The organism is Streptomyces sp. NPDC034037 (genome assembly GCF_055575715.1).
On sequence record NZ_JBVISC010000016.1, the window covers coordinates 11,893 to 31,818 of the forward strand.

The 19,926-nt window shown below is 71.0% G+C and carries 2 protein-coding genes; both read right to left on the bottom strand.

Annotated features, from left to right (window positions below):
* Window positions 1–62: 62 nt before the first annotated feature.
* Complete coding sequence (locus tag ACZ516_RS33760) at window positions 63–10,238, bottom strand: type I polyketide synthase (protein ID WP_469013595.1); 10,176 nt, start codon at window positions 10,236–10,238, stop codon at window positions 63–65.
* Window positions 10,239–10,308: 70 nt separating this feature from the next.
* The coding region (locus ACZ516_RS33765; protein ID WP_469013598.1) for a type I polyketide synthase at window positions 10,309–19,926 on the bottom strand (9,618 nt) is incomplete at its 5' end.

Consider the following 19,926-nt stretch of genomic DNA (forward strand, 5'->3'; position numbering starts at 1 on the left):
CGACATCACCCCAGAAAATCAAGAATTTGTTGCTGATCAAGTCAAAACGCGCAGGGATCAAGTCACGAAATCCCGAGCTCATTACTGATGAAATCGAATACTTCGTCGTCTGAAGCCGAATCGAACTTCTCGGCTCCAGCGGGCGCGGTGTCGCCTTCTTCCTCCGCGCTGCACAGCTTCAGGATCGCCTTGAGACGTAGCGCGATTTCGCCACGCGCGGTCTCATCGACGGCCATCTCAGCAATGCCTGATTCCAGTTTCTCGAGGTCACCGAGAATGACGTCAAAACGCTTCGGACCGTCCTGTTGCAACTCGCCGAGCAGATAATCGGAGAGCGCCTTGAGCGTCGGGTAGTCGAAGACCAAGGTGGCCGCTAGTCGCAGGCCGGTGGCCTTGCTGAGCCGCTTGCGGAGCCGGACGGCGGTCAGCGAGTCGAAACCGAGGTCCTTGAAGGCCCGCCCAGCGGGGATCCCCTCGGCGTCCGCGTGTCCGAGCACCGCGGCGACCTGCGTGCGTACCAGTGCGAGCAGCGTCCGGTCCTGCTCCGCCGGAGCGAGGCCGGCCAGCTGTTCACGGAGCGCGGCCGCCGTGTCCGCCGCCGGGCTCGCGGACGCGGCGCCGGTCGACTCCAGTGCCTTGCGGGCTTCAGGGATGTCACTGATCAGCGGGGAGGGCCGCTCGGCTGCGAAGTCCGCCGCGAACCGTTCCCAGTCCACATCGACGACCGCCGCATACGTCGCGTCACCGTCGAGCACCTGGCCCAGGACTGCGAGCGCCTCGGTCGGGTCCATCGCGGCGAGACCGCCGCGCTGCATCCGTTCTTCTTGGGTGCCACCGACCGCCATTCCGGCCTCGGCCCAGGGTCCCCACGCGACGGACGTGCCCGGCAGACCGGACGCCCGACGCTGCTCCACCAACGCGTCGAGGTACGCGTTCGCAGCCGCGTAGTTGCCCTGACCCGCTCCACCAACAGCCCCGGCAAGGGACGAGAACACGACGAACGCGGAGAGGTCGAGGTCCTTGGTCAACTCGTGCAGATGCAGCGCCGCGTCGGCCTTGGCGCGCAGGACGCTCGCGAAGCGCTCGGGGGTCAGGGACTCGATGACTCCGTCGTCCAGCACACCGGCGGCGTGGATCACGGTCGTCAGCGGATGCGCGGCAGGTATCGAGGCCAGCAGTTGCCCGAGTGCGGCCCGGTCGGCCACATCACAAGCGGCGACAGTGACCTTCACCCCAAGCCCCAGCAACTCCGACTCCAGCTCCTGCGCGCCCGGAGCATCAGGACCACGGCGGCTGGTCAGTACGAGGTGTTCGGCACCGTTACGGGCCAGCCAGCGGGCGACATGCCCGCCCAGCGCGCCGGTACCACCGGTGATCAGGGCCGTGCCACTGGTGCGCCACTCCTGACCGACACCGCGGCCACCAGCCCGCAACAGACGACGGCCAAAGACACCAGCCGAGCGGACCGCGACCTGATCCTCACCACCAGCACCAGCCAGCACACCCGCCAGCCGGTCCGCAACACGCTCGTCCAGCGTCTCGGGCAGATCCACGAGACCGCCCCAACGCTCCGGGTGTTCCAGAGCCACCACCCGGCCAAACCCCCACACCTGCGCCTGCACCGCACTCACCAGCGACTCAGACCCACCCACCGAAACCGCACCACGCGTCACCACCCACAGCGGCGCCTCCACCCCCACATCACCCAACGCCTGCACCAACACCAACGAACCCGCTAGACCCCCAGGGACACCGTCACGCACAGCCTCGTCCAGCGCCACCAGCGACAGCACACCACTCACAGAAGCGCCGGCCGCCGCCTCGGATATGGACTGCGCCAGACGCGAACGATCACCATCGATCTCCACGACCAGACGTCGAATCTCGGCGCCCCGGCTCTCCAGCCCGCGCGCCGTCTCCTCGATCCACGGGTCATCGGCCACCCCCGCGGGAACCGCCAGCAGCCATACCCCCGACAGCACCGCCGACGGCTCAACCGGCACGGGCTTCCAGCCGATGCGATAACGCCAGCCATCCAGCCGAGACCGCACCTGCCGCTGCCGCCGCCACAACGACAACACCGGCAACACCGCACTCAACGACTCATCACCAGAAACATCAAGCGTCGAAGCAAGCGACTCCACATCCTCCCGCTCCACCGCCTCCCAGAACTGCGCCTCCACCTCATCCACACCAACCACCCCAGCCGGCGCATCAAGCCAGAACCGCTCCCGCTGGAAGGCATACGTCGGCAGATCCACCCGCGAGGCACCCGTACCGGCGAAGAGCGCGGCCCAGTCCACAGCCACGCCCTGCACCCAGACCTGCGCCAAGCCCGACAACAGGCTCTCGATTTCGGGCCGACCGGACCGCAGCACGGGTGCGAACACCCCGTCCGCCACGACTTCCTCGCTCATGGCGCTCAGCACGCCATCAGGACCCAGTTCCAGGAATGCCGAGATGCCCTGCTCGGCAAGGGTGGTCACGCCATCCGCGAAGCGCACAGCCTGACGGACATGGCGGACCCAGTACTCGGCCGAGCCCAGCTCATCGTTCGTGGCCAGCTTCCCGGTCACGTTCGAGACCACGGGGATGCGCGGCGCCGCGTAGGTCAGGGACTCGGCAACCGCACGGAAGTCGTCCAACATCGGGGCCATGCGCGGCGAGTGGAACGCGTGCGAGACGTCAAGGCGCTTGGTCTTACGGCCCTGACCGCGCAGCGTCTCCGCGACGGCGAGAGCAGCGTCCTCGTCGCCGGAGACGACCACGGAAGTCGGTCCGTTGATCGCCGCGATGCCGATCCGGTCCCCGTACTCGGCGAGGAGAGGCGTGACCTCCTCTTCGGTGGCCTGGAGGGCGATCATCGCCCCGCCGGTGGGAAGCGCCTGCATCAACCGGCCGCGAGCCGCCACCAGCCGGACCGCGTCCTCCAACGAGAACACCCCGGCCACATGAGCCGCCGCAATCTCACCGATGGAATGCCCACCCACGAACTCCGGGGTCACGCCCCAGGATTCGACCAGCCGGAACAGTGCCACCTCGACCGCAAACAGGCCGGCCTGGGTGAACACCGTCTGTCCCAGCAGACCAGCATCCCCGAACACCACCTCACGAACCGAGCGCTCCACATGCCCGGCCAGCTCCTGGTCCAGCAGCCCGCAGACCTGGTCAAACACGTCCGCGAACACCGGGAACTGGCCGTACAGCTCGCGGCCCATTCCGACCCGCTGACTGCCCTGGCCCGAGAACAACACCGCCAACCGACCAGAACCCACACCCTCATCCGGCCCCCTCACCACACCCGGCGCATCCTCACCCCGCGCCAACGCACCCAACCCAGACACCAGAGCACCCCGACCCTCGCCCAACACCACAGCACGGTGCTCAAACGCCGACCGCCCCGACGCCAACGACCACCCCACGTCCACCAGCGACAATCCAGCATCACGCTCCACACGCGACACCAAACGCCCCGCCTGACCCCGCAGCGCACCCACACCACGCCCCGACACCACCCACGGCACCACCGCAGGCGCAACGGAGTCCTCGGGCTCCACGTCAATCGCGGGTGCCGCCTCGATGATGACGTGCGCGTTCGTTCCGCTGATGCCGAACGAGGAGACCGCAGCACGGCGCGGTCGGTCGCTCTCCGGCCACTCCCGCTGCTCGGTCAGCAGCTCAACCGCACCCGCCGACCAGTCCACCTTCGTCGACGGCTCGTCCACATGCAGGGTGCGCGGAAGCTCGCCGTGCCGCATCGCCAGCACCATCTTCATCACACCCGCCACACCGGCAGCAGCCTGCGCATGACCGATGTTCGACTTCAACGAACCCAGCCACAGCGGCCGGTCCTCCGGCCGGTCCTGACCGTACGTGGCGAGCAGTGCCTGCGCCTCGATCGGGTCACCGAGCGTCGTCCCCGTACCGTGCGCCTCCACCGCGTCCACATCGGCAGCCGCCAACCGCGCGCTCGCGAGCGCCTGACGGATCACCCGCTGCTGCGAGGGACCATTCGGCGCCGTCAACCCATTCGAGGCACCATCCTGGTTCACCGCAGAACCACGCACCACCGCCAGCACCGGGTGGCCGTTACGGCGGGCATCCGACAACCGCTCCAACAGCAGCATCCCCGCACCCTCGGCCCACCCCGTGCCATCCGCACCGTCCGCGAACGACTTGCAGCGGCCGTCCGCCGCGAGCCCCCGCTGACGGCTGAACTCCACGAAAACCGCTGGCGTCGACATCACGGCCACACCACCGGCCAACGCCAACGAGCACTCCCCCTGGCGCAGCGCCTGCGCCGCCAGATGCAGCGCCACCAGCGAGGACGAGCACGCCGTGTCCACCGTCACCGCGGGACCCTCAAGACCCAGGGTGTAGGCGATACGGCCTGACGCAACGCTGCCCGCGCTGCCGTTGCCCAGGTAGCCCTCGAAGCCCTCAGGCGCGGTGCGCAGCCGGGAGCCGTAGTCGTTGTACATCACTCCGGCGAAGACGCCCGTCGGGCTGCCCTTGAGCGAGGCCGGGTCGATTCCCGCGCGCTCGAACGCCTCCCACGAGGTCTCCAGCAGCAGCCGCTGCTGCGGATCCATGGCCGAGGCCTCACGCGGCGAGATCCCGAAGAAGCCGGGGTCGAACTCGGCGGCGTCGTGCAGGAAGCCGCCTTCTCGCACATAGCTCTTGCCCTGCCGGTCCGGGTCGGCGTCGTACAGGCTCCGGAGATCCCAGCCGCGGTCCATCGGGAACTCCGAGACCGCGTCGATGCCGGCGGCGACGAGGTCCCACAGCTCCTCCGGTGAACCCACGCCACCCGGATAGCGGCAGCCCATGCCGACGATCACGATCGGGTCCTCGTCGCCCGCCGCGGCGGCCACCGGGGCCGCCACCGCGCCCTGCTCACCCAGCACTTCGGCGAGCAGGTGCCGGGCCAGCGCGACCGGCGTCGGGTGATCGAACACCAGCGTCGCGGGCAGCCTCAACCCGGTCGCCTCATTCAGCCGGTTCCGCAGCTCCACCGAGGTCAGCGAGTCGAAGCCCAGTTCCTTGAACGCCCGGCCGTCCTCCACCGCGCCCGCGGAACCGTGTGCCAGCACCGCCGCCACATGCCCGCGCACCAGCTCCAGCATCATGCGCGACCGTTCGGCCTCGCCAACGGCCGCGAGTCGCTGCGCCAGCCCGGAACCACCGGCACCGCCCGTGGCCTGGATCGCCCGCGCCCGGCGCACCGAGGGCCGCACGAGACCCCGCACGATCGCGGGCACTCCCCCGCCCGACGCCCCCAGCGCCGCCACGTCCAGGCGCACCGGCATGATCAATGCCTCGTCCGCGCCGATCGCGGAGTCGAAGAGCGTGAGGCCCTCCTCGGAGGAGAGCGCCACGAGGCCGGAACGCGCCATGCGCGCCAGGTCAGCGTCGCCGAGCTCCCCCGTCATCGCGCTGCGCTGGGCCCAGAAGCCCCAGGCCAGCGACACCGCCGGCAACCCGGCCACCTTGCGGTGCTGCGCGAGGGAATCGAGGAAGACGTTCGCCGCCGCGTAGTTGCCCTGGCCGGCGCTGCCCAGCGTGCCCGCCGCCGAGGAGAAGAGCACGAAGGCGGACAGGTCGAGGTCCTTGGTGAGTTCGTGCAGGTTCCAGGCCGCGTCCACCTTCGGACGCAGCACCGTCTCGAAGTGCTCGGGATCCAGCGCGGACACCAGACGGTCGTCCAACGCACCCGCCGTGTGCACCACAGCCGTCAACGGATGCTCATCCGCAACAGACCCCAGCAACTCGGCGAGCGCCCCGCGATCAGCGACATCACACGCCGCCAGCCGCACCCGGGCACCCAGCCCGGTCAGCTCCTCGACCAGCTCGTCCGCCCCCGGCGCGTCCGCTCCGCGCCGACTGACCAGCAACAACTCCCGCACACCGTGCTCAGCGACCAGATGCCGAGCCACCAGACCACCCAATGTGCCCGTAGCACCCGTCACCAGGACCGTGCCACGCCCATCAAGCGGTGGAACGCGGTGGTCGGCCGTCGGCGCGGCGGCGCGCACCAGCCGCGGTACGCGTACCTCGCCCGCGCGAACGGCCAGCTGCGGCTCGTCCGCGACAGCGTCGAGCAGCGTCGCGGCCGACAAGGGGCTCGCGTCGGTGTCCAGCAGGACGAAGCGGCCCGGGTGCTCCGACTGTGCCGAGCGCAGCAGGCCCCAGACCGGGGCCGCCGCCAGATCCCGCACGTCCTCGCCCGGCCCCGCCGCGACCGCACCGCGCGTCACCACGGCCAGCCGCGCCGCGGCGAACCGCTCGTCCGCCAGCCAGTTCTGGACCAGCGCCAGCGCCTGATGGGCGGTGTTCCGCACGGCCGACGGCATGTCCTCCGGCGGGGAGGCCAGCGGGGCCAGGACCAGGCGCGGGACCTCGACCGCGCCGGTGTCGATCGCCGCGCCGAGCGCGTCGAGGCTCTCGTACGTGATGCCCCCGGCCCCGTCGAGACCGGACCCCGCGAGTCCCTCGGGCGCGCCGATGAGCGCCCATACGCCGGGCCGCTCGGCGCCGCCCCACGCCGAGTCCGGCAGCGTGGTCCACTCCATGCGGAACAGCGAGTCGTTGTGCCGCGCCCCCGCGAGCTGCTCGGGGTCGATCGGGCGCAGCACCAGGGACTCGGCCGCCGCCACCACGGCGCCCGTGCCGTCGGCCACCGTCACCGAGACCGACTCGGCGCCGACCGGGGCGAGGGAGACCCGCAGCTCCGACGCACCCGCCGCGCGCAGCGTCACCCCGCGCCATGCGAACGGCAGCCGCACCTGCTCGGCGTCGTCGAAGAACGCGCCGAGACGCACACCGTGCAGGGCCGCGTCGAGCAGCGCCGGGTGGACGCCGAACCGGGCGGCCTCGGCCTGCTGCTCCTCGGCGAGCGCCACCTCGGCGAAGATCTCGTCCCCGCGCCGCCAGGCCGCCCGCAGGCCCTGGAAGGCCGGGCCGTAGCCGTATCCGGCGGCGGTGAGGTCCTCGTACAGAGATTCGGTGTTCAGCGCGACCGCGCCCTTGGGAGGCCATTCCGTCAGGTCACCCACGGGCGGTACCGCGCCCTGAGCGAGCACGCCGGTGGCGTGGCAGAGCCACGCTTCCTCCAACGCCTCGTCCCCGGGCCGCGAGTGGACGCTCAGGGTGCGGCGGCCCGCGTCGTCCGGCTCGGCGACCGTCAGCCGCAACCGCACCCCACCCCGCTCGGGCAGCACCAACGGCGCCTGGAGCGTCAACTCCTCGACGACGTCACAACCGACCTCATCACCCGCACGCAACGCCAACTCGACGAACGCCGTCCCCGGCAGCAACACCGTGTCACCCACCGCGTGATCGGCCAGCCAACCATGCGACCGCAACGACAACCGACCCGTGAACACAACCCCTTCGAAGTCCGGCAGCTCAACCGCCGCACCCAACAGCGGATGCCCGGCCGAACTCAACCCCAGCCCGGACGCGTCCCCCGTAGCGCCCTCCGGTACGTCCAGCCAGTAGCGCTCGCGCTGGAAGGCATACGTCGGCAGGTCGACGCGGGACGCGCCCGCGCCGGCGAAAGCCACACCCCAGTCAACAGTCACACCCTGGACGTGAGCCTCGGCGAGGGAGGCCAGGAAGCGGTCGAGACCGCCTTCGTCACGCCGCAGCGAGCCCAGCACAACGCTCTGCTCCGCGCCTCGGGCCTCGGCGATCTCCTGGAGCCCGATGGTCAGCACCGGGTGGGCCGACGCCTCGACGAAGACCGCGTCCCCCTCCGCGAGAAGACCGCCGACGGTCTCCTCGAAGCGAACCGTGTGCCGCAGATTGCGATACCAGTACGCGCCATCCAGCTCGACGGTGTCCAACAGACCACCCGTGACCGTCGAATAGAACGGCACCGACGACGACTTCGGCTCAATCCCCGCCAACAGCTCCGCAAGCCGCTCCTCGATGCGCTCGACGTGCGAAGTGTGCGAGGCGTAATCCACCGGAACCTTGCGCGCCCGGACCCCCTGAGCCTGGCACTGGGCCAGCAGCTCATCCAACGCATCCGGATCACCGGCCACCACCACCGACGCCGGCCCGTTCACCGCCGCGACCTCGACCCGGCCACCGAACGCCTCAAGCCGAGACTCCACCTCCACCAACGGCAAAGCCACCGACACCATCCCGCCAAGCCCCGCCAGCCCACCGGCAATCGCCTGCGAACGCAGCGCCACCACCCTCGCCGCATCACCCAACGACAACCCACCCGCCACGCACGCGGCCGCGATCTCACCCTGCGAATGCCCCACCACCGCAGCAGGCTCAACACCGTACGAACGCCACAACGCGGCCAGCGACACCATCACCGCCCACAGCACCGGCTGGACGACATCCACCCGCTCCAACGACGGCGCCCCCGGCGCCTGCCGCACCACCGACTCAAGATCCCAGTCGACAAACTCCCCCAACGCCCGCCCACACTCAGCGAACCGGTCGGCGAACACCGGCGCGCTGTCCAGCAGCTCGACCGCCATACCCGCCCACTGCGAACCCTGACCCGGGAAGACGAACACCACCCGGTCACCCGCACCGGACAGGCCCCGCGCGGGTGCGCCGACCACGCCGGCGGCGGTCTCCCCGCGCGCCAGAGCGCCCAGACCGGCCAGGAGAGCATCCCGGTCCCCGCCGATGACCACACCGCGGTACTCGAAGGCCGACCGCCCGGAAGCCAGCGACCACCCCACATCCACCAAGGACAGCTTCTCGTCGGCCGCCACACGGGAAAGCAGCTGCACCGCCTGCCCCCGCAACGCCTCCACCCCACGACCGGAGACCACCCACGGCACGACCGGAAGGGCCACCGACGGTTCCGGCGGCACTTCGTCCGCCGTCGGAGCCTGCTCGACGATCACGTGCGCGTTCGTGCCGCTCACGCCAAATGACGACACGCCCGCGCGACGCGGGCGGTCGGTCTCGGGCCAGGCCCGCTCCTCGGTGAGCAGCTCGACCGCGCCGGCCTCCCAGTCCACCTTCGCCGACGGCTCATCGACATGCAGCGTCCGCGGCAACACCCCGTGCCGCATCGCCAGCACCATCTTCATCACACCCGCCACGCCGGCGGCGGCCTGCGTATGACCGATGTTGGACTTCAGCGAGCCCAGCCACAGCGGCCGCTCCTCCGAGCGGCCCTGGCCGTACGTGGCCAGCAGCGCCTGCGCCTCGATCGGGTCGCCCAACGTCGTACCCGTGCCGTGCGCCTCGACGGCGTCCACGTCTTCGGGCGTGAGCTGGGCGTCCGCCAGCGCCTTGCGGATGACACGCTGCTGCGCCGGGCCGTTGGGAGCGGTCAGGCCGTTGGACGCGCCGTCCTGGTTGATCGCGCTGCCCCGGATGACCGCGAGCACCGGGTGTCCGTTGCGGCGGGCGTCCGAGAGCCGCTCAAGGAGCAGCATGCCCGCGCCCTCGGCCCACGCGGTGCCGTCCGCGTGGTCCGAGAAGGACTTGCAGCGGCCGTCGGGAGACAGCGCGCCCTGGCGGCTGAACTCCACGAAGATCTCGGGCGTCGACATCACGGCCACGCCGCCCGCGAGCGCGAGGGTGCAGTCGCCGCGCCGCAACGCCTGCGCCGCGAGGTGGAGGGTCACCAGCGATGACGAACAGGCCGTGTCGACGGTGACGGCGGGGCCTTCGAGGCCGAAGGTGTACGCGACACGGCCCGAGGCGACGCTGCCCGCGCTGCCGTTGACGAGGTAGCCCTCAAAGTTGTCCAGCGTGCCGTACAGCCGCGTCCCGTAGTCGTTGTACATGACGCCGGCGTAGACGCCGGTGTGGCTGCCGCGCAGTGTGGCCGGGTCGATCCCGGCCCGCTCGAACGCCTCCCATGACGTCTCCAGCAGCAGCCGCTGCTGGGGGTCGATGGTGAGTGCCTCCCGCGGGCTGAGGTTGAAGAACGCGGGGTCGAACTGGTCGGACTCATGGAGGAATCCGCCCTCGCGGGTGTAGCTCTTGCCCGGCTTGTCCGGGTCCGCGTCGTACAGGTCGTCGGCCCAGCCGCGGTTCTCCGGGAACTCGGAGATCGCGTCGGTGCCCGAGGCGACCAGCTTCCACAGTTCCTCGGGGGAACGCACACTGCCCGGGTACCGGCAGCTCATCGCGACGATCGCGATCGGCTCGGAGCCCTGTCCCTCCAGGTCCCTGATGTGCTGCCGAGCCTGGTGCAGATCCCCCGTGACCCGCTTGAGATAGGCGCGAAGCTTTTCCTCGTTCGCCATCTGAGAACGTTCCCTTTCACATTTTTCGAGAATTCACGCCACAGCGGGTCGCAACAGAACAGGTCGCTGCTCAGAGCTGCTCATCGATGAAGCTGAAGAGGTCCTCGTCGGATGCCTCTTCGATCTGGTCCACCACCGAGTCGTCCGGCCCACCGGCCGGCCCACCGGAGTGGATGCCGTACTTCGCCAGCAGCTCCCGCAGACGCTCCTGGACGGGCTCGGGCAGCGCGTCGTGCGCCGCGAGCGCGGACTCGAAGGCGTCGAGCTCGCGCAGGCCGACCGCGGACTCCGCGTTCTGCGCCGGACCGATCTCGGCCTTGAGGAACTCCGCGATCGCACCCGGTGTCGGGTAGTCGAAGACCAGCGTGGCCGGCAGCCGCAGCCCCGTGGCCTCGTTCAGCAGGTTGCGCAGCTCGACCGCGGTCAGCGAGTCGAAGCCGAGCTCCTTGAATGACCGCCCCGCGTCCGCCGCCTCGGGCCGCGTGTGCCCGAGCACTCCGGCCACGTGGCCGCGCACCAGGTCCAGCAGTACGCGGTCCTGCTTCGCCTCGTTCAGCCCGCTGAGCCGGTCGCGCAGCGACGGGGCCCCCGTGGCCCCGGCGGTTGTCGTGCCGCCGCTCGCGGCCCTGCGGGCGACCGGCTTGACCAGCCCGCGCAGCAGCGGCGCGCTCTCCTCCACGTCCTCGCGGGCGCGCAGCGCGGCCATGTCCAGCCGTACGGGCAGGACCACGGCCTCGTCCAGTCCACCCGCCGCGTCGAAGAGCGCCAGGCCTTGCTCGGAGGACAGGGGCGCGATGCCCATGCGGGCCAACCGCTTGACCGCGCTGTCGTCCAGGTGCTCGGTCATGCTGCTGCGCTCGGACCACAGGCCCCAGCCGAGCGCCACGGCCGGAAGGCCGAGCGAACGGCGGTGGTGGGCCAGGGCGTCCAGGAAGACGTTGGCCGCCGCGTAGTTGGCCTGACCGGCGGTGCCGAACGTGCCCGCGGCCCCGGAGAAGAGGATGAACGCGTCCAGATCCAGGTCCAGGGTCAGCTCGTGCAGGTGGAGCGCCGCGTCCACCTTCGGGCGCAGCACCCGGTCGATCCGCTCCGCGGTGAGCGTCGCGATGACCCCGTCGTCCAGGACACCGGCCACGTGCACGACCGCCTTCAGCGGGTGCTCGGCCGGCACCGCGGCCAGCACCCGGGCCAGCTGCTCCCGGTCCGCCGTGTCACAGGCGGCGACGGTCACGCTCGCGCCGAGTGCCGTCAGTTCCGCTTGGAGGTCGGCGGCGCCTTCGGCGTCCGGGCCACGGCGGCTGGTCAGCAGCAGCTGCCGTACGCCGTGCTCGGTGACCAGGTGCCTGGCGACCAGACCGCCCAGTGTGCCGGTGGCGCCGGTGACGAGGACCGTTCCGCTCGGGTCGAGGGTCAGGCCCGCGCCTTCGGCGGTCGTGCCGGCTCGGACCAGCCGGGGGGCGAGGAGCTCGCCCCCGCGGAGGGCGAGCTGCGGCTCTCCCGCCTCGACGGCGGCGGGCAGGGCCAGGCACGACGCTTCTTCCTCGTCCATGTCGACGAGCAGGAACCGGCCGGGGTTCTCCGACTGCGCCGAGCGGATCAGCCCCCACAGCGGCGCGTTCGCCAGGTCGGTCATCTCCTGCGGGGACCGGGTCGCGACGGCGCCCCGGGTGAGGAACACCAGCCGCGTGGCCGCGAACCGCTCGTCGTCCACCCAGGACCGTACGAGCTCCAGGGCGTTTCCGATGGCTGTACGGACGTCGCTCGCCACCGTGGTGAGTCCGGCGTCCGTCGGCCTTCGGCCGGTGGTGCAGGCCACGAACACGGCGTCCGGGGCCGGCGCGCCCGCCTCGATCGCGTCGGCCAGCGCGGCCAGGTCGGCGTGCACCGCCACCTCCGCCTCGCCGCCGCCCAGCTCCACACTCAGCTTGAACTCGTCGGGACCGACCACGGCCCAGGCCGCGCCGGTGCCCCGCGGGTGCGGGGGCAGGGCCGTCCAGCCGACACGGAACAGCGAGTCGTCGTTCGACCCGCCTTGTGCCGCGCCGAGCTGGGCGGGGTCGATCGGCCGCAGTACGAGCGAGTCGAGGGAGGCCACAGGCGCACCGGTTCCGTCGGCCACCGCCACGGACACCGCGTCCTGCCCGGACGGCTTGAGAGCCACGCGCAGTACGGGGGCTCCTGTGGCGTGCAGCGCCACCCCGGTCCAGGTGAACGGCAGCCGGACCTCGTCGGGGTCGCCGAAGAACGCGCCCAGCCTGAGCCCGTGCAGCGCCGCGTCCAGCAGTGCCGGGTGGATGGCGAAGTGAGCCGCCTCCGCCTGCTGCTCCCGCGGCAGCACGGCCTCGGCGAAGATCTCGTCCCCGCGCCGCCAGGCCGCCCGCAGGCCCCGGAAGGCCGGCCCGTAGTCGTAGCCGACCGCGGCGAAGTCCTCGTAGAGCGAGTCGGTGTCCAGCGCGACCGCGCCCTCCGGAGGCCATACGGTCAGGTCCTCCCCGGACCGCTCCGTGCCCTCGGCCAGCACGCCCGTGGCGTGGCAGGTCCACGGCTCGTCGAACGCGGTGTCCTCCAGGCGGGAGTGGACGCTCAGGGTGCGGCGGCCCGCGTCGTCCGGCTCGGCGACCGTCAGCCGCAACCGCACCCCACCCCGCTCGGGCAGCACCAACGGCGCCTGGAGCGTCAACTCCTCGACGACGTCACAGCCGACCTCATCACCCGCACGCAACGCCAACTCGACGAACGCCGTCCCCGGCAGCAACACCGTGTCACCCACCGCGTGATCGGCCAGCCAACCATGCGACCGCAACGACAACCGACCCGTGAACACAACCCCTTCGAAGTCCGGCAGCTCAACCGCCGCACCCAACAGCGGATGCCCGGCCGAACCCAGGCCGAGTCCGGAGGCGGCAGCGGCGTCGTCCGCGGCGGAGGACGTGTCGAGCCAGTAGCGCTCGCGCTGGAAGGCGTACGTCGGCAGATCGACGCGCGAGGCGCCCGCACCGGCGAAGAACGCGGCCCAGTCCACGGCCACGCCATGGGCCCACGCCTGCGCCAGGCCGGACAGCAGCGTCTCGGCTTCGGGCCGAGCGGAGCGCAGCACGGGTGCGAACATTCCACCGCTTACGGACTCCGCGCCCATGGCGCTCAGCACGCCGTCGGGGCCGAGTTCGAGGAACGTCGAGATGCCCTGCTCGGCAAGGGCGGCCACGCCATCCGCGAAGCGGACTGCTTCCCTGACGTGGCGGGCCCAGTATTCGGCCGAACCCAGCTCGTCGGACGTGGCCAGCTTGCCGGTCACATTGGAGACGACGGGGATGCGGGGCGCGTCATAGGTCAGGGACTCGGCAACCCCACGGAAGTCGTCCAACATCGGGGCCATGCGCGGTGAGTGGAACGCGTGCGAGACGTCAAGGCGCTTGGTCTTACGCCCCTGACCGCGCAGCGTCTCCGCGACGGCGAGAGCGGCATCCTCGTCACCGGAGACGACCACGGAGGTCGGCCCGTTGATCGCCGCGATGCCGATCCGCCCGCTGTACTCGGCCAGGAGAGGTGTGACTTCGGCTTCGGTGGCCTGGAGGGCGATCATCGCCCCGCCGGTGGGAAGTGCCTGCATCAACCGGCCACGAGCCGCCACCAGCCGGACCGCGTCCTCCAACGAGAACACCCCGGCCACATGAGCCGCCGCAACCTCACCGATGGAATGCCCACCCACAAAGTCGGGTGCAACACCCCAGGATTCGACCAGCCGGAACAGAGCCACCTCAACCGCGAACAGGCCAGCCTGCGTGAACACCGTCTGACCCAGCAGACCCGCATCCCCGAACACCACCTCACGAACCGAGCACTCCACATGCCCCGCCAGCTCCTGGTCCAACAGCCCACACACCTGGTCAAACACGTCCGCGAACACCGGGAACTGGCTGTACAGCTCACGGCCCATTCCGACCCGCTGACTGCCCTGGCCCGAGAACAACACCGCCAACCGACCCGAACCCACACCCTGACCAACGACAACGCCAGGAGCCGACTCACCCCGCGCCAACGCACCCAACCCGACCCGCAGAGCATCCCGACCGTCACCGACCACCACAGCCCGGTGCTCGAAAGCAGAACGCGCGGACGCCAGCGACCAGCCCACGTCCACCGGCGACAGCCCAGCATCACCCTCAACACGCGACAACAGCCGGGCCGCCTGACCCCGAAGCGCCTGGGCACCACGCCCCGACACCACCCACGGCACCACCGGAAGCGCCACCGCCGGCGCCGCGGGCTCCTCGGCCACTACCGGCGCCTGCTCCAAGATGACGTGCGCGTTCGTACCGCTCACACCGAAGGCGGAGACGCCCGCCCGGCGCGGCCGTCCGGTCTCCGGCCACTCCCGCTGTTCGGTGAGGAGCTCGACCGCGCCGGCCTCCCAGTCCACCTTCGGGGAGGGCTCCTCGACGTGCAGGGTGCGCGGCAGCTCGCCGTGCCGCATCGCCAGCACCATCTTCATCACACCGGCGACGCCTGCGGCGGCCTGCGGGTGGCCCATGTTGGACTTCAGCGAGCCCAGCCACAGCGGCCGGTCCTCCGGCCGGTCCTGACCGTACGTGGCAAGGAGCGCCTCGGCCTCGATCGGGTCACCGAGCGTCGTGCCCGTACCGTGCGCCTCCACCGCGTCCACATCGGCGGCCGTCAGCCGCGCGTTCGCGAGCGCCTGACGGATCACCCGCTGCTGTGAGAGTCCGTTGGGGGCGGTCAGGCCGTTGGAGGCGCCGTCCTGGTTGATCGCGCTGCCCCGGATGACCGCGAGCACCGGGTGCCCGTGGCGACGGGCGTCGGAGAGCCGCTCGAGCACCAGCATGCCGGCGCCCTCGCCCCAGCCCGTACCGTCCGCCTCCGCGGAGAACGCCTTGCAGCGGCCGTCGGCCGAAAGGCCGCGCTGGCGGCTGAACTCGATGAACATGCCGGGCGCGGCCATGATCGTGACGCCGCCCGCGAGTGCCAGCGAGCACTCGCCCTGGCGCAGCGCCTGAGCGGCCAGGTGCAGGGTGACCAGCGAGGACGAGCACGCCGTGTCTACGGTGATGGCGGGCCCTTGCAGACCCAGGACGTACGCGATGCGCCCGGAGACGACGCTGGAGGACTTGCCGGTCAGCAGATAGCCCTCGACGGAGTTCGGGGCCTCGTGCAGTCGTGCGGCGTAATCCTGATAGGTCATTCCGGCGAAGACGCCGGTCATGCTGCCCTTGAGGGACTCCGGGTCGATACCGGCCCGCTCGAGCGCCTCCCAAGAGGTCTCCAGCAGCAGCCGCTGCTGCGGGTCCATCGCGAGCGCCTCGCGCGGCGATATCCCGAAGAACCCGGGGTCGAACTCGGCGGCGTCGTGCAGGAAGCCGCCTTCGCGGGTGTAGCTCTTGCCGGGCTGCTCGGGGTCGGGGTCGTACAGCCCCTCGACGTCCCAACCCCGGTTGGTCGGCAGCTGGGAGATCACGTCGCGGCCCTCGGCGAGGAGCTGCCACAGCTCCTCGGGCGTGCTGACGTCGCCGGGGAAGCGGCAGCCCATCGCGACGATCGCGATCGGCTCGTCGTCTGCGGGCAGTGCCACGGGGGTCGGTGCCGGAGCGGCGGTCTCGGCCGCCGCCGCGTCGCCCACCAGCTCCGTCCGCAGGTGCTGGGCCATGAGGGTGGCCGTGGGGTGGTCGAAGACGGCGCCGGTGGCCAGTCGCAGACCGGTGGCGGCGTTCAGGCGGTTGCGCAGCTCCATGACCCGCATCGAGTCGAAGCCGAGGTCCTTGAAGGCGCGTCCGGCGGCGACCGCGTCCGTTTCGGCGTGCCCGAGCACGGCGGCGGCGTGCTTACGTACCAGTTCGAGCAGCAGCCGTTCCTGCTCGACCGGCGCGAGGCCGGCCAGCCGCCCGGCGAGCCCCGAGCCGGAGTGCGACTCGGTGGCGTCGCCCTCGCCGGTGCCACGGCCCGTTCGGGCCTCGGGCAGCTCGTCGAAGAGCCGGCTCGTACGGGTCGCGGTGAACTCGGCGGCGAATCGCGGCCACTCGATGTCGGCCACCGCGAGGAACGGCTCATCGCGGTCGGCCGCCTGGCCGAGCGCCTCGATGGCCACCTCGGGCGCCATCGACCTCAGGCCACGACGGCTCATCCGGTCGTCGATCGCACCGCCGACCATGCCGCCACCGCTCCACGTGCCCCAGGCCAGGGCCACCGACGGCAGGCCGCGCTGCCGGCGGTCCAGGGCGAGCGCGTCGAGGTAGGTGTTGGCTGCCGCGTAGGCGGCCTGACCGCCGTTGCCCAGCGCGCCCGCGACCGAGGAGAAGAGCACGAACGCGTCGAGTTCCAGGTGCTCGGTGAGCTCGTCGAGGTGGCGTGCGGCGACCGCCTTGGAACGCAGCACCCGCTCCAGATGCTCGACGGTCAGCGATTCGATGACCCCGTCGTCGAGCACTCCGGCCGCGTGGACGATCGCGCTCAACGGGCGGTCGTCGGGGATCGATGCCAGCAGCTCGGCGAGCGCGGCCCGGTCGGACACGTCGCACGCGGCCACCGTCACCCCGACGCCCAGTCCGGTGAGGTCGGCGGTCAGCTCGGCCGCGCCGGGGGCGTCCGAGCCCCTGCGGCTCGTCAGCACGAGGTGCTCGGCTCCGTGCCCGGCCAGCCAGCGGGCCACGCGGCCGCCCAGCGCGCCCGTACCGCCCGTGACCAGGACCGTGCCCCGCGGCTTCCACTCACCGCGCGCCGTCGCGCTCCGGGGGGCGCGCGCCAGACGGCGTACGAACACACCCGCCGGGCGGATCGCGAGCTGGTCCTCGACCGAGGCGCCCGCCGTGGCACCGGCGAGCACCGCGCACAGCCGTTCCCGCGCCCGTGTGTCCCACGTCTCGGGAAGGTCGATCAGGCCACCCCACCGCTCAGGGTGCTCAAGCGCGGCCACCCGGCCGAAGCCCCACACCGGGGCCTGTGTGATGCCCGTCTGCCGGTCGGTGCGGCCGACCGAGACAGCGCCGCGCGTGCCGCACCACAGCCGTGCCTCGACACCCGCGTCTTCCAGCGCGTGCAGCAGATTCAAGGTGCCTGCCAGGCCGGACGGCACGCCCCCGTGCCGGGGGTGCGCGGTCTCGTCGAGCGCCAGCAGGGACAGGACGCCGGCGACGGGCGTGCTCTCGACCGCCTCGGACAACTGCCGGGCCAGCCGCTGCCGGTCGGCGTCTGGGGCCACGATCAGGCGGATGGTGCGTGCCCCTCGGGAGCCCAGCGCCTGGACGGCCTCGGCGGCCCACTCGTCCTCGGCGTGCGTGGCGGGGACGACCGCCAGCCAGGTCCCGGACAGTGCCGAGTCCGGCGTCTTCTCCAGCGGCTGCCAAGTGATCCGATAGCGCCAGCCGTCGAGCTTGGACTGCTCCTGCCGCAGCCGGTGCCAGGACGCCAGGGCGGGCAGGACCGCGCTGAAGGGCTCTTCGCCGGAGATGTCGAGTGTGGTCACGACGGATTGGAGGTCCTCGCGCTCCACGGCGTCCCAGAAGCGCGCCTCCACCTCGTCCGCCTCGCGCTCATGGGCGGCGCCGGGGCGGGTCTGGGTCTCCAGCCAGTAGCGCCGGCGCTGGAAGGCGTACGTGGGCAGCTCGACGCGGGATGCGCCCGCGCCGGCGAAGGCCGCACCCCAGTCCACAGTCACGCCCTGGACGTAGGCCTCGGCGAGTGAGGTGAGGAAGCGGTCGAGACCGCCTTCGTCACGCCGCAGCGAGCCGAGCGCCACCACGCCGTCCATGCCACGGGCCTCGGCGGTCTCCTGCATAGCAGCCGCCAGGACTGGGTGCGCGGACACCTCGATGAAGACCGCGTCACCTGCCTCCAGAACGGTGCCGATGGTCTCCTCGAAACGAACCGTGTGCCGCAGGTTGCGGTACCAGTACGCGCCATCCATGCCAGCGGTGTCGATGACTTCACCCGTCACCGTGGAATAGAGCGGGACCTGGGCCGACGCCGGCTCGATCCCCGCCAGCAGCCCTGCCAGCTCGCCCTCGATGCGCTCCACGTGCGAAGTGTGCGACGCGTAATCCACCGGAACCTTGCGCGCCCGGACCCCCTGAGCCTGGCACTGGGCCAGCAACTCATCCAACGCGTCCGGATCACCGGCCACCACCACCGACGCCGGACCATTCAACGCCGCGACCTCGACCCGGCCACCGAACGCCTCAAGCCGAGACTCCACCTCCACCAACGGCAACGCCACCGACATCATCCCGCCAAGCCCCGCCAACCCACCGGCAATCGCCTGTGAACGCAGCGCCACCACCTTCGCCGCATCCCGCAGGGACAGCGCACCCGCCACATACGCGGCCGCGATCTCCCCCTGCGAATGCCCCACCACCGCAGCCGGCTCAACACCATACGAACGCCACAACGCGGCCAGCGACACCATCACCGCGAACGACACCGGCTGGACCACATCCACCCGCTCCAACGAGGGAGCACCATCCGCCTGCCGCACCACATCCAGCAACGACCAGTCCACATACGGTGCGAGCGCCACCGCACACTCGTTCATCACCTCCGCGAACACCGGAGAAGCACCGAGCAGACGGGCACCCATACCGGCCCACTGCGAACCCTGACCCGGGAAGACGAACACCACACGGTCAGCCGTCCGTGTCACGCCCTCGGCCGGACCGGTCACCACTCCAGAGGCGATCTCGCCCCGCGCCAGGGCGCCGACTCCGGACACCAGTGCGTCCAGGTCCCCGCCGACCACGACGGCCCGGTTCTCGAACTCCGCCCGCTCCGATACCAGCGACCAGCCCACATCCACCGGCGACAACTCACCACGCGCCTCAACATGCGCCAGCAACCGCCCCGCCTGCCCCCGCAACGCCTCCACACCACGGCCGGAAACCACCCACGGCACCACCGAGGAACCCACACCCGATTCCGTCGGTTCCGCCTGCTCCACGTCAACCGACTCGGCCGGGTCGGCCGGGTCGGCCGGGTCAGGGGCCTGCTCGATGATCACATGCGCGTTCGTCCCACTGATACCGAACGAAGACACCCCCGCACGACGCGGACCATCGCTCTCCCACACCCGCTCCCGCGTCAACAACTCCACCGCACCAGCAGCCCAGTCAACCTCCGGCGTCGGCTCATCCACATGCAACGTCCGCGGCAACACCCCATGCCCCAACGCCAACACCATCTTCATCACACCAGCCACACCCGCAGCCGCCTGCGCATGACCGATGTTCGACTTCAACGACCCAAGCCACAACGGACGGCCCTCCGGCCGTCCCTGACCGTACGTCGCCAAAATGGCCTGCGCCTCAATGGGATCACCCAACCGCGTCCCCGTCCCATGCGCCTCCACCACATCCACCTCAGCAGCCGACACACCCGCATCCGCCAACGCCTGACGGATCACCCGCTGCTGGGAGGGACCATTCGGCGCCGTCAACCCATTCGAGGCACCATCCTGATTCACCGCAGAACCACGCACCACAGCAAGCACCGGGTGACCGTTCTTACGGGCATCCGACAGCCGCTCCAACAACAACATCCCCGCACCCTCAGCCCACGACGTACCATCCGCCGCCGCCGCGAACGCCTTCGAGCGCCCATCCGCCGCCAACCCCCGCTGACGACTGAACTCCACAAACATCCCCGGCGACGCCATCACCGTCACACCACCAGCAAGCGCCAACGAACA